The organism is Sediminihabitans luteus, from assembly GCF_002797595.1.
GTDB lineage: Bacteria > Actinomycetota > Actinomycetes > Actinomycetales > Cellulomonadaceae > Paraoerskovia > Paraoerskovia lutea.
Genome location: NZ_PGFE01000002.1, coordinates 739,516 through 752,549 on the forward strand (window position 1 = coordinate 739,516; position 13,034 = coordinate 752,549).

Annotated in this window: 6 protein-coding genes and 1 tRNA gene; 4 read left to right on the forward strand and 3 right to left on the reverse strand. The window is 71.1% G+C overall.

Annotated features, from left to right (window positions below):
* Positions 1-10 precede the first annotated feature (10 nt).
* Complete coding sequence (locus CLV28_RS09335; protein WP_100422987.1) at positions 11-1,318, reverse strand: AI-2E family transporter; 1,308 nt, start codon at positions 1,316-1,318, stop codon at positions 11-13.
* 150 nt (positions 1,319-1,468) lie between these two features.
* Between CLV28_RS09335 and CLV28_RS09340 the strand changes: the two genes are divergently transcribed.
* Positions 1,469-1,553, forward strand: a tRNA-Leu gene (locus CLV28_RS09340).
* A gap of 153 nt (positions 1,554-1,706) precedes the next feature.
* Here CLV28_RS09340 and CLV28_RS09345 read toward each other — a convergent pair.
* Positions 1,707-2,672: an aldo/keto reductase gene (locus CLV28_RS09345; protein WP_100422988.1), complete on the reverse strand. Its 966-nt coding sequence runs from the start codon at positions 2,670-2,672 to the stop codon at positions 1,707-1,709.
* A gap of 112 nt (positions 2,673-2,784) precedes the next feature.
* Here CLV28_RS09345 and CLV28_RS09350 point away from each other — a divergent pair, with 112 nt between their 5' ends.
* Positions 2,785-3,396: a TetR family transcriptional regulator gene (locus CLV28_RS09350; RefSeq protein WP_100422989.1), complete on the forward strand. Its 612-nt coding sequence runs from the start codon at positions 2,785-2,787 to the stop codon at positions 3,394-3,396.
* A 121-nt stretch (positions 3,397-3,517) separates the two neighbouring features.
* Here CLV28_RS09350 and CLV28_RS09355 read toward each other — a convergent pair whose 3' ends face one another.
* On the reverse strand, positions 3,518-11,611 hold the full coding sequence (locus CLV28_RS09355; protein ID WP_157802577.1) for a DUF5979 domain-containing protein: 8,094 nt from the start codon (positions 11,609-11,611) through the stop codon (positions 3,518-3,520).
* 88 nt (positions 11,612-11,699) lie between these two features.
* Between CLV28_RS09355 and CLV28_RS16205 the strand changes: the two genes are divergently transcribed.
* Positions 11,700-11,831: a hypothetical protein gene (locus CLV28_RS16205; protein WP_275405092.1), complete on the forward strand. Its 132-nt coding sequence runs from the start codon at positions 11,700-11,702 to the stop codon at positions 11,829-11,831.
* 394 nt (positions 11,832-12,225) lie between these two features.
* Positions 12,226-13,032 carry a metal-dependent hydrolase gene (locus CLV28_RS09365; RefSeq protein ID WP_100422992.1) on the forward strand — a complete coding sequence of 269 codons (807 nt, stop codon included), beginning with the start codon at positions 12,226-12,228 and terminating at the stop codon, positions 13,030-13,032.
* Positions 13,033-13,034: the final 2 nt, after the last annotated feature.

Genomic DNA, 13,034 nt, shown 5'->3' on the forward strand with positions numbered 1-13,034 from the left:
GGGCGCACGATCAGCCGGCGTCCTGCGTGCCGTCCGGGACGACGGCGTCCGATGTCGCAGGGTTCGACGTCGCAGGGTCCGGCCGCGCAGGGTTCGACGTCGCCGTGTCCGGCCGCGCAGGGTTCGACGGGGCCGGGTCCGGCCCGTCCGGCCCGGCGTCGTCCTCGTCCCGGTGGCGCAGCACCTCGGCCACGGACCACGCCACGGCCACGAGCGGCACGGCGACGACCGCACCCAGCAGACCGCCGAGCACCGTGCCCGTCGTGACGGAGATCGCGACGACGAGCGGGTGCAGGTGCACCTGCTTGCCCATGATCAGCGGCTGGATCACGTGCCCCTCGAGCTGGCCGATGCCGGCGATGCCCAGGCCGACGATCGCGGCCGACACCACGCCGTCCGCCGCGAGAGCGACGACCATCGCGATGACCATCGCGATGGGCGCACCGATGATCGGGATGAACGCCCCGATGAACACGAGGACCGCGAGCGGCGCGGCGAGCGGGACGCCCAGCACCGCGAGGAAGATCGCCACGAGCACGCCGTCGGTCAGTGCGACGAGCACCGTGCCGCGCGCGTAGCCCGAGAACGTGTACCAGCCCGCGCTGCCCGCCGCGTTCCAGCCGTCGCGCACGCGCTCGGGGAGCTGACCGACGAACCACGCCCAGATCTTCGCGCCCGACGTGAGGAAGAACACGGTGCAGAAGATCGCGAGCGCGACCACGGCGAACCCCTCGACGACCGACCCTGCGCTCTCCGCGGCCCGGCTCGCGATGTCGCCCCCGTGGTCGCCGACCCACTCGCGGCCGTTGTCGATCCAGCCGTAGACGTCGTCCGCGCTCACGTCGACGGGCAGCGGGCCGTTCTCGAGGTAGTCGACGATCTTGCCCAGGCCGGTGCGGAACTGCCCGCCCAGGTCGGACCACTGCCCCGCGACCGACGACACCACGTACGCGAGCAGCCCCGCGAACGCGAGGAACCCGCCGACCATCGAGAGCGTGGTCGCCAGGGGCCGCGGCATGACGCGGGCGAGGAGCTCGGTGAGCGGCCGCAGCACCGCCGTCAGGACGAGCGCGATGAACACCGCGGTGAACACGATGTGGATGCGCGCGGTGCCGACGAACACGAGCGCGACGGCGACCGCGAGCACGACGACCCGCCAGGACCAGCCGGCCGACGTGCGCAGCCAGCGCGGCACGTCGTCGCCCGTCGAGGCCGGCGCGGGAGCCCTGCGGGACCCGGCGACCTTGCGCACGGGCACCGCCGACGACCGGCGGCCGGCCGACGCCGTGGGCCGTGCGGGCACCTGCTTGTCGCTCATGCGCACCTCTTCCGGGTCGCTGCCGGCACCCTGACGACACCGGCAGGTGTGACGCCAGTCTCCCCCACCCGGCCGATGCACGCTGCACCCGAAACCCGTGCTAGATTTCTACCCGCACCGAGAGAGCCGAAAGGTTCGAACGGGTCACCTGTCCGGGTGGCGGAATGGCAGACGCGCTAGCTTGAGGTGCTAGTGCCCTTTATCGGGCGTGGGGGTTCAAGTCCCCCTCCGGACACTCGTTGAGACAGCGACATCGAAGGCCGCGGCCGGGAGAGATCCCGACCGCGGCCTTCGACGTTCCCGGGTGACGCGCCCTGCGGCCGCCCGGCAGCCCGCACGGGACACGAAGGCGCGGGGCGGCTCGTGCCACCCCGCGCCCCTGCGGGCCCTACTCCCAGTCGGGGTTCATGCCGTCGGGGTAACGGGACCCGAAGCCCCCGGTGGGGAGGATCTCCTTGACCCGGGCGAGGTCGGCATCGGTGAGCGTGAGCTCGGCGGCACCGACGTTCTCCGCGACACGGCTCGCGCTCCGGGTTCCAGGGATCGGCACGACGTGCTCGCCCTGGGCGAGGAGCCAGGCGAGCGCGAGCTGGGCGACGGTAGCGCCCTTCGAGGCGGCGAGCTCAGTGAGCCTGTGCGTCGCCTCGACGTTCTTCTCGAAGTTGCCAGGCTGCCAGCGTGCGTCACCGCGACGCATGTCGGTCGCGTCGTACTCCTCCGCGGGCTTCGCGGCGCCGGTGAGGAACCCGCGCCCGAGCGGCGAGTAGGGAACGAACCCGATGCCCAGCTCGGCGAGAGTGGGGAACAGGACCTCGACCTCGCGTTCGAACAAGGAGTACTCGGTCTGCAGGACGGACACCGGCTGGACGGCGTGCGCGCGCCGCAGCGTCTCGGGACCGACCTCGCTGAGCCCGAAGTACTTGACCTTGCCGGCGTCGATGAACTCCTTCACGGTCCCGGCGACGTCCTCGACGGGAACGTTCGGGTCCTGCCGGTGCTGGTACAGGACGTCGATGTGGTCCACGCCGAGACGGCGCAGGCTTCCCTCGACGACCTCCCGGATCCGCTCGGGGCGGGAGTCGTAGCTGAAGTCGGGCGCCTTGAACCCGAACTTCGTGGCGATGACCACGTCGTCGCGGAAGCCCTTCACCGCCCGGCCGACGATCTCCTCGTTCTCGCCCCAGCCGTACATCTCCGCCGTGTCGAAGTGCGTGACGCCCAGGTCGTAGGCCTTCCGGATCGCCGCGGTGCTGGCGTCGACGTCGCCGGGCCCGTACCCGAGTGAGATGCCCATCGAGCCGTAGCCGATCGCGGACGAGGTCAGGCCCTGGCGGCCCAGAGTTCTCTTCTGCATGGTGCGCCTTTCAGTCGTGGCCGCGCCGCTCGAGTGGCGCGACGACATGGTGGCAGCATATGCCCTACATGACAGTCACTGCCACAAACGGCGGGCGCTGTATGCTTGACGGATGAGCGGAAGCCAGGGCCCGAGCCTTCGTGAGCGCACTCGGATCGCCGTCCGCGACCAGATCGCACGAACGGCTCTCGTGATGTTCGACGAGTGCGGCTTCGACGAGACGACCGTGGACCAGATCGCGACAGCGGTCGGCCTGTCGCCTCGGAGCTTCTTTCGCTACTTCGCCGCCAAGGAAGACATCGTGCTCGGGGACCCGATGGTCTACGGAGAGCCCGTCCGGGCCAGCCTCGCCGAGAACGTGGGGACGATGCCGCTGTGGGACGCCCTGCGGGCGGCGTTCGACCCCGTCGTCGCGACGATCGAGGCAGATCCTGACGGGGCGCTGCGAGCAACGCGCGTCATGATCCGCACACCGGTCCTGCGCGCCCGCAACACCGAGAAGCACCTCGCCTGGATGACGCTGCTCGTCCCCGTCGTCGCCGACACCCTGCCGGGGCCCGGCGCGACCACGGCGTACCAGGCACGCGCGATCACCCTCGCCGCGCTGACCTGCCTCGACGTCAGCCACGCGGAATGGGTCCACCGGGACGGCGGCGTGGGCATCGCGCAGCTCCTCGACGAGACGTTCGCCCTCCTGAGGCCGGCCGCGCTGACCACGCCCTGAGGCCGCGCCCTAGAGGCGCGGACGCGTCGCGATCGACGTGCCACGTTCGACCCCGAGGCGGCGACGCCGAAGGCCGCGGCCGGGAGGGATCCCGACCGCGGCCTTCGGTGCTCGCGTCGGATCACTCCTGGCGGCGTCGACCCTCGACGATCATGAGCGTCCCGGCCCCGAGGAACAGCGCCGCGAGCACCGCGGCCCACGCGACCGTGGCACCGGTCCACGGGAGCGTCCCGTCGGACGGCGGCGCCGACCACGTGTTGGTGACCGTGAGGTCGACCTCCGAGACCTCGGCGACGGGCACCGTGAACTCGTCGGTCGTGGGATCGCCCGCGGCGAGGTCCGCGGCCTGCGTGGTGCCGTCGACCGTGAAGGCGACCTCCTCGGCGTCGCCCGTCCCGGTCTCGGTCAGGGTGCACGTCGCGCCCTGCGGCACGGTGTACGTGGTCGACCAGTCCGCATCGGCCGTGAGCCCGCGCTCGGCCCCGCCCGGGACCTCGACCGCGACCTGCTCGCCGTCGACGTCCTGCGTGCAGGCGAGCTCGACCGTGAACGTGTCGTCCTCGTGCAGGCCCGCGCCGTCGCCGTCGAGCTCCTTGGTCACGAGCACCTGACCCACGTCGAACGTGTTCGTCAGCAGGACCACGGCCGGCTCGGCGTCGTCCGCGGGGACCACGACGTCGCCCGGCACGCCGTCCGACCCCACGGTCGCGACCGTCGTGGACGTCGCTCCCCCCGTGCCGGACTCGGTGACGGCGCACGCGGCGTCGACCGGCAGGCCCTCGTACACCGCCGGGCTGCCGGGCACGAGCGAGCGGGTCGGGCCGCCCGGGATCTCGATGGGCTCACCCTGGAAGGTGCACTCGAGCGTCGACTCGAACGGTCCGGCACCGAAGTCCTCGGCACCGTCGCCGTCCACGAGCTTGTCGACCTCGAGCGAGCCGACGTCGAACGTGTTCGTCACCGTGACGACCGCCGGGTCGTCCCAGTCCTCGCGCGACACCTGGACCTCGCCCGGACCGCCGGTCTCCCCCTCGGCCTCGGGGTCGCTCGGGTCCCGGCCCACGGTCTGGGACGAGATCGTGACCTCCGCCGCGCCCGCGTCGTCGGTCTCGGTCACGACGCACTCGGCGCCGATCGGCAGACCCTCGTACGTCGCGGGCTCGTCCGGCGTCACGGTGCGCGTCGGACCACCGGGCACCTCGATGTCCTTCCCCTCGAAGGTGCACGTGAGCGAGACCTCGAACGGCGCGGTCACGAACGCCGCACCGTCACCGTCCACGACCTTGTCGACCTCGATCGACCCGACGTCGTACGTGTTGGTGACCACGGCCGTGACCGGGTCCTCGAGCGACGCCTCGCCGTCGACGATCACCGGGTTCGGGGCGTACGCCGTGTCCGTGGCCCCGCCGTTCTCGAGCTCGGTCACGGTGCACACCGCGCCGTCGGGGAGCCCGAAGTACAGGCCGGGGAACCCAGGACCGAAGCGGCGGGTGTCGCCGCCCACGATGGGCACGTCGAGCCCGTCGAACTCGCAGGCGATCTGCACCTCGTACGGGAACTCGTCGAACGGCACCGACCCGAGGTCGAAGTCCGCGAGCTCCTCGAGCGTGGTCGGCAGCGCGGGCAGCTCGGGCATCGGCGGGGCGAAGGCCGCCCCGTCGCCGTCGACGACCTTGCGCACCACGAGCGGCGCGGTCTCGAACGTGTTGGTCACGCCCACCTCGACCGTCGTCGGCTCGCCGTCGACCGCGGCCGGCACCGTGACGTCGACCGTCGGGTCCTGGCCGGCGGGGAACTCGGACGGGTCGCCGTCGTCGACCACGATGGTCGTCGACGTGGCGCCGAACGTGTTCGTCTCGGTGAGCGTGCACTCCGCACCGACCGGCAGGCCCGTGTAGAGCACGCCGTCGCCGCCCGCGTCGAGCTCACGCGTCGCACCGTCGGGGATCGTCAGCTCGACGTCCTCGTAGGTGCACGCGAGCTCGACCTCGAACGGTCCGGGCCCGTAGAGCGCGCCGAGACCGGCGAGGTCCTTGTCGACCTGGATCTCGCCCGTGTCGAACGTGTTCGTGATGACCACCTGGGCGGGCGTCTCGGAGTCGACGGTGATGGTGTCCGGGAGCACGACGGCCCCCGTGGCCCCGGCGTCGTCGAGCTCGCGCACAGCACACACCGCGCCCTCCGGGAGGTTCGCGATCTCCGCGGTCAGCGGCGCGTCACCCCCGAGCACCACCGTGCTGTCGTAGACCGTGCGCGCCTCGCCCGGGCCGTCACCGTCGTCGTCGTAGGTGCAGACGACCTCGATCGTGAAGGGCCCGGTGCCGTAGGCCTCGGCCCCCGTCCCCACGACGGCCTTCTCGAGGTCGAGCACCCCGACGTCGAAGGTGTTGGTCAGCGTGACCGCGTTGCGCGGGATGCTGACGACGTCGCCCAGCAGGTCCAGGACCGCCGTGGAGCCCGCGGTGGTGACCGGCTCCTGCAGCCCGTGGCGCACCGTGATCGTGGTGGACGACGCGTTGCCGTCGTCCGTCTCGGTCACGACGCAGTCCGAACCGACCGGCAGGTCGTCGAACTCGACCGACTCGCCGTCCTCGATCGTGAACTCCATCGGGTCGTCGGCCGAGTAGCCGGACGCGTAGACGTCCTCGCCGAGGAACGTGCACTCGACCGTGCCGCTGAACGGACCGAACGGCACGGGCTCACCCGTCTCGTCGACCGCGTCCGTCACGACCTGCTTGTCGATCACGATCGTCGACAGGTCGTACCGGTTGATCGCGAGCAGCCTCGTCGGGTTCTCCGGGTCCTGGCTGTCGATCGTCACCGTGCCCACGAGGAGCTCGCTCTGACCGTTGGTCGCGGTGTCCTCGGTGAGCGTGCACTCGGCGCCGTACGGGAGGTTCGGCACGACCGTCGGGGTCCCCGGCGTCACGGTCACCGGGATCGGGTCGAGCTCGGTCTCGAGCCACGACCCGACCGCCGAGGTGCACACGAGCTCCATCTCGAAGGAGTCGGGCGCGTAGTCGGCACCCGCGCCCGTGACGAGCTTGTCGATCTCGAGCGGGCCCGTCGCGGTCGCGACGCCGACCTTGACGCCCTCCGTCGAGAGCGAGCTGAACCGGGTACCGTTCTGCGTCACGATGACGCCGGACGTCGCCGCGGAGTTGAAGGCGATCGACTCGTCCCCGGACTCGGGCGCCTCGGGCGGCGTGGTCGACGTGCCGTCGAGGGCGATGAAGGCTCCCGGACGGAACAGGTTGTCGGGCGCCATGACGATGACCGTCTTGAGCGCCGTGATCTGCTCGAGCGTCGCCTCGGGCGTGTCGGGCGTCAGCTCGGCCCACCCGCCGGCCGACGGGTCGGCCGAGCACGACGGCTCGTTGAGCGGGTCGGCGAGGTCGTCGGGGCAGTAGTCGGTGACCGTCGTGTAGTAGAACGTCGTCGTGCTTCCCGCGGGCGCGTTGACGACCTCGGGCGGCGGGTCGTTGGTGAAGACCGGCGTGAACTGCGAGTCACGCTGCGAGCTGCTCGTCGGGTCCGACCCCGTGTCCCCCGGCCTCGGGAAGCGGTCGTAGATGACCACCTTGTCCATGGGCAGGTTGCCGACGTTGTCGACCCGGATGCGCCACGTCTCGTTCTGCCCCGGCGGGATGACGGGGGTGCAGGGGTACGCGTAGAAGCCCGAGATGTTCGGCGAGCAGTCGTCGGCCGTGACGGAGCCGGGCTGGTCGGGGTCGACGATGACGCCGAGCGGGTACTCGTCGTTCGTCGCCTTGACGAGCTTCGACTCCGCGAGGACGCCCGACGGGATCGGCGTGACGTCCGCGTCCGCCTCGCACGCACCGGTCTCGGCGTCGAGCCGCCCGTCGATGTCGGCTCCCGTGTCGCCCGACTGCGCGCGGCAGACGTCCCAGGGCCTGTCGCCGGTGACTCCCGCGGTGTTCTCGACCGTCGTGTTCGCGGCGAGCGTCGTACGGAAGATGACCTGCACGGTGATCGTGTAGGACTGCCCGACCTCGAGCACCGTGCCCGGAGGGAACGTCCACGTCAGACCGGCCACGTTGCCCGTGCGGTCGACCGTCACGGCGTCGGGGTCGGTCGGCAGCTGCGGCCCGTTGGGTTGTCCGGGCGGTGCGGCCGCCGGTTCGGTCAGTGCGTAGGAGTACGGCTCGTCGACGTCGGCGAGGCGCAGCTGCGGCCCGTCCGCGTCGGTCGGCATCGGGTCGCTGATGACCGGGTCGACGATCGGCCGGTTGCCGACGTTCGTCACCGTGATGTTCATGGGGAACGCCACGCCCGGGGGCTTGGTGCCCTCCGAGATGTCCGAGTCGAAGTCCTTGACGATCTTGACGCCGTTCTCCGCGTGCGCGTACGTGATCGTCCCGCTCGCATCGGCCTCGCTGCTCACCGGGGCGGGGTTGTCCGGGTCGGCAGGGTCGAAGACGAGGTCGGCGCCCGTGACCGTCGCGGTCACGTCGTTGGTCGCGATGCCGGGAGCGTCCTCGCCGGGTGCCGGGTCGTTGAGGGTCAGGTCGGTCGGGACGAGCACGTCCGGGTCCGACCGGAGCGTCTCGCGCACCCGGACCGTCAGGTGCACGACCTGCGTCGGGTTGGACGGGTTCTCCCAGATGGTCCCGTCGGCCTTGGTGAACGTGAAGCGCAGCCCGACGACGTCGGCCGCGTCCACGCCGTCCGGCAGGGCGAACGCGTCGGACGGTTCCCCGTCGGTCCACGTGCAGCCCGCGAACGTGTCGCTCGCCTCGTCGTAGGTGCCGCCCGTGCAGGCGTCGATCTGGACCTGGTCGATCGGGGCCCGGAACGTCGTGTCGGCGAGGTCGACGAGGTCGTACTGGTTCCAGAAGCTGCCGTCGACGTCGGTCAGGGTCATCTCGACGGCGCGAGACGGCCCGGTGGGCTGGCCCGTGATCTCGAGCACGGACGTGGGGTTGGGCTCGGCGTCCGAACCCGGCTCGACGACCGCCCCGGGGCTGAAGGACTTGGTCTGGACCATCGAGATCTCGGCGTCCCGGAGCTCCATGTCCGCCGTGGCCCACGCCTGGGGCGTCTGCGTCGTCGTCCCGCCCGGGTCGGAGACCTCCGCACCGGCGCTGTTCGGCACCGGGTTCGGGTCGTGGGCGATCGTGACCCGCTCGCCCGTGTACCGGTCGAGCTCGCGGAGCTTGAGCCGCATCTCGAGCACGCCCTCGTTGACACCTGTCTCGGTCGAGGCGATCCTTCCGTCGAAGGTGACCTCGACGCCGATCACGTCGGCGAGCTCGTCGGCGGTCAAGGCCTGCGCCTCGGCCTCGGTGTAGTCGGTGGTCGCTCCCCCGACCCTCGTCAGCGTCACGACCGTCGTCTCGGTGCCGTCGGGCGGCGAGACGTCGATGATGTCCGTGAGGGTGAACGCGTCGAAGGGACTCGCATCCGCCGTCGTCTCGGGCTCGACGACGTTGTCGCCGTTGGCCGTGGACGGCTCGGCGATGCGCAGCTCGTCGACCCGCGCGACCGAGTTGTTGGACGCGGTGATCGTCACGACTGTGGTCGGGAAGTCGGCGTACGGCGTCCCCTGCGGCGGGACGGAGAGCGGCCCGCCGGCCCACTGCTTGCCGATCCCCACGTTGATCGGCTCGTCGAGGATCAGCACGTCGTCGTCATCGGTGTCGGTCCGCTCTGCACCCTGGAACGTCGCCGTGGCACGCGCGGTGTCCGTCACCAGTCCCGCGTCGGTGGTGTTGTAGATCTCGCCTTGGTCCCGCCCGAGCGCGGGCCCGCCGCTACGGCGGTCGTCGCGGAGACGGAATTCCAGGTCGACGTGGCGCCCGTCGGCCTGCGTCGAGCGGGCGACGCCCTCGCCCTGGGCGGGCACGGTCGGGTCGGCCGGGAACTGCGACCTGTTCGGCGCCTCGGTGTACGTGAGTCGGACGGACGTCGCGGCCGCGCTCTCGTCGTCCGTCAGCGTGTATCCCGGGAACGAGCCGACGCACGGGTCGGCGACGGTACAGGGTGTCGCAGCACCGCCCGCAGGGACCCAGGCGCCGTCGACGTAGAGCTCGACCGCGGTGATCGCGTCGTACCGGATCAGCGGGTCGAGCGAGGCGTCGATCGCGGGGATCGAGACGAGGTCGAACGCGTCGTAGAACGACCCGTCGATCGCCGGGTCGTCAGCGGCCACGGGGTCCGCAAGGTCGCTGATCACCATGGGGTCCACACCCTCGAACCCGTTGGTCGACCACGTGATCTGCGCGGTGATCTCGTCCTGCGTGCGGGCCCGCACGGAGTACGGCGTGTCGGACTGCCCCGCCGGGGCGAGGAAGTCCTTCGCGACGAAGTTCAGATCGCCGGGGTTGGTGGGCACGGGGAACGGGTCGACGCTGTCGCAGCCCTCGGCCTGCTCGGTCGGGTTGACCGACGTCGAGGACGAGCTCGACGCGCCGCAGTTCTCGATCGGGGCGTCACGGTCCTGCGGACCGTCGTACGCGGCGACGAAGTTCGGCGAGACGCTCGTGCCGGGCGGGATCCCCTCGCCGGTCGTGTCGTCGTAGACGAACTGCACCCCCTGGGCGCCGTCGGGCAGGTCGCAGTTGACGGTCGCCGCACCCTCGACGGGGCTGCCGCAGCCCGGCGCCTCGACCCAGGCGGTCCCGTCCCAGTAGTTGACGGTGAGCGAGGTCCCGGCGGGGACCTCGGTCGAGCGAACCGACGAGGCGGTGAAGTCGTCCCAGAACTCGGCGGGGTCGTCCGTGCTCGTCGGGTCCTGCACCACGATCTGGTCGGCGTTCGTCGTGGACCCGTCCTCGCCGAACGGCAGGAGCTGGGTCGGGAGGCCCACGACGACCGTCTGGCCCGGTAGCGCGGGGATGCTCGACGGCGAGATCGTCTTCGAGGACTCGGTCGCGAGCCGGTCGGTGAGCGTCTCGAGCGTCGCGTCCGCCGTCTGGGAGTCGTTGGGGATGCTCACCGTGATCTCGTTGGGGTGCAGGACGTTGTCCGTCTCCTGGTCGAGGTCCGTGCTGACCTGGAACGGCAGGGACGCCTCGGCGCCCGTGACGATGTCACCCGTGAAGTCGACCGTGAACCCGACCACGACACATCCGGCCGGCGGCTCGGGCAGCGTGTCCTCCGCCGTGGCGGGGACGGTCGGCGTGGAGCTGTCACTGCACGTGTACGTCACGCTCGCGGCGGTCGCCTCGCTCGGCCACTGCACGACGCCCGGCTCGTCGGCCGTGCCCCACCCGGTGAAGGTCAGGGCGTCGTCGCCCTCGAAGGGGCTCGGGGTGTCGGGTGACGGCTCGGTGATCGACAGCGACGTCGTCGGGTCGCCGTCGTTGACCGCACCCAGGGTCACCGTGGCCGGGTCCCCCGCGCTCACGACCGGCGGTGTGAAGGACTTGCTGGGGATCACCGAGTTGTTCGGCGGGGTCAGGACGTAGGTGTCGCTCGCGGGACGGGGCGTGGACTCTCCCTCGGCGTGCACGACGTTCGACTCGGTCGTGTCGGCGACGGTCGTCGTGTCGGTCAGCGTGGTCACCTCGTCGGTCTGCTCGACGTCGAAGGGCACGGACGCGGACGCCCCGATCTCGATCGCTCCGTCGAACTCGATCGTGAAGCCTTCGACCTCGCAGCCGGCCGGCGGGTCCGGGAGGGTGTCGGGCGTCGTGCTCGTCCCGACCGGTGACGTCCCGTCGGCGCACGCGAAGGTCACGTCGGCGGACGTCGCGCCCTCGGGCCAGGTCACGGCACCCCACCCGGTGAAGCCGAGGTACGTGAACGGGTTCGGGTCGGTGTCCGCCGTCGGCTCGGTGATCACGAGCGAGCTCACGGGGTCGTTCGAGGTGTTGGTGCTGCCCAGGGTCACGGTCGCCGGCGTGCCGGGGCTCGCGATCGCCCCCTCGGGGTTGATCGTCTTGGTGGTCGTCGAGTCGAGCACGAGCGGCACGTTCGCGACGATGTCGTCCGTGGCTGACTTCGAGTCCGTGTTGTCCGAGTCGACCGTCGCGGTGTTGGTGATCGGCTCGCCGCTCGCGCTGTAGGGGATGTCGTCGGCGATCTGCGCCGTGACAAGGATCTGCACCTGCCCGCCGTTGTTCACGCTGTCGGCCATGTAGGTGACGGTGTCCGTCTCGGTGTCGACGTCCAACGAGCCGCCGGACGCGCCTTCCTGGTTCTGGATGGACGCGCTGACGAGCTCCACACCGTCGGGCAAGGTGTCGGTCATGGTGGTAGGGACGCACGGGTCAAAGTTGGGGTCGGAACACGACACGGTCACGACCCAGGTGACAGTCTGTCCGGGCAGGTACGGTCCCGTGCTCGTTTCGAGCTTCGAGATCCCCCAGGCCGGCGCGGCCGCAGCCGGCAGCGCCGGCACGACCGCGAGCGGCATCGCGAGCAGCACCGCGCCGAGCGCGGCCCAGCCGCGCCGGGCCCACGAACCCTGAGCACGCGACCGGTGGGATCCCGCCCGCCGACCTCCCGACCGCCGTGCCGTCCGAGCTCCGTGCATCGACCCGTTCCGCCCCATCAAGGCCCCTCGTCTTCCCTGTCCTCGCACCCCGGCGGGTGCCCTGCCGCCGGCGCGCGCACGCCTGAGATGTCGTGATGCTCGTCACGAGACTGTCACACGGTGCGCACATCGTCCTGCTGGACCGAAGCAACGATTCAGGGCAGGCGGGGCACCCTGGCAGGAAGCCGACACCTGGGGTTCCTCGCGACCGGGTCGTTCGGGCCGCTGACCTGCGACAACTCTGCTTGGCACACTATTTGTTCCGGTAGAGTGAACCGCGCATCCCGGCAGAAGCCGACGTACTTCGCGACAGATGAGGAATCAGACCCATGATGGGTGGCCACCACGCCGCCAGCGGAGCGGCGGCCTGGGTCGCGCTCGCCTCGACCGCTCCCCTGACGCTCGGCGTGCACCCCGTGTCGAACGTCGGCGTGATCACCGGGGCGATCGTGTGCGCCGGCGCCGCGCTGCTGCCCGACGCCGACCACCACTCGGGCACGATCGCCCACTCGCTGCCCCCGGTCTCCGAGCACATGACGCGCGCGATCGGCGCGATCTCTGGCGGGCACCGCAACGGCACCCACTCGATCCTCGGCGTCGTCGTGTTCACCGCGATCGCCTGGCTCGCCGGCACGTGGACCGTGCAGACCGAGGCGTTCGGCGAGATCGGCGTGGGCGCGGGCATCATGACGATCCTGCTCGCCGCGTTCGCGCTCAAGGCGCTCAAGCTCACCCGCAACGGGAAGTTCGGCCCCTGGGTCTCGTCGGTCACGCTCGCGGTGCTCATCGCGCTGCTCGCCCCCGAGGAGTGGAACTGGATGCCGTTCGCCGTCGCGCTCGGCTGCATCGTGCACATCCTCGGCGACGTCCTGACGACGGGCGGGTGCCCGCTGCTGTGGCCGATCGAGATCAAGTCGCCCCGCTGGGTGCGGCGCAACAGGTTCCTCGGCAGCATCTGGAAGTCCGGGGGCGGCTTCGCGCTGCCGATCCTCGGCGACGCCGGGTCGGTCCGCGAGTGGATCGTCATGACGCCCGTGAGCATCTACGCGGTGTTCGGCGTCGGGTGGGCGCTGCTGACCCAGATGGGGTTCGACACCCAGGGCACGCTCGACGCGCTCACCGGCGCCCTGCGCTGAGG

Excerpts from the sequence above, each read along its gene's own strand:
- CLV28_RS09345 (WP_100422988.1), bottom strand. The coding sequence starts at position 2,672 with ATGCAGAAGAGAACTCTGGGCCGCCAGGGCCTGACCTCGTCCGCGATC.
- CLV28_RS09355 (WP_157802577.1), bottom strand. The coding sequence starts at position 11,611 with ATGACCGACACCTTGCCCGACGGTGTGGAGCTCGTCAGCGCGTCCATC.
- CLV28_RS09350 (WP_100422989.1), top strand. The coding sequence starts at position 2,785 with ATGAGCGGAAGCCAGGGCCCGAGCCTTCGTGAGCGCACTCGGATCGCC.
- CLV28_RS09335 (WP_100422987.1), bottom strand. The coding sequence starts at position 1,318 with ATGAGCGACAAGCAGGTGCCCGCACGGCCCACGGCGTCGGCCGGCCGC.
- CLV28_RS09365 (WP_100422992.1), top strand. The coding sequence starts at position 12,226 with ATGATGGGTGGCCACCACGCCGCCAGCGGAGCGGCGGCCTGGGTCGCG.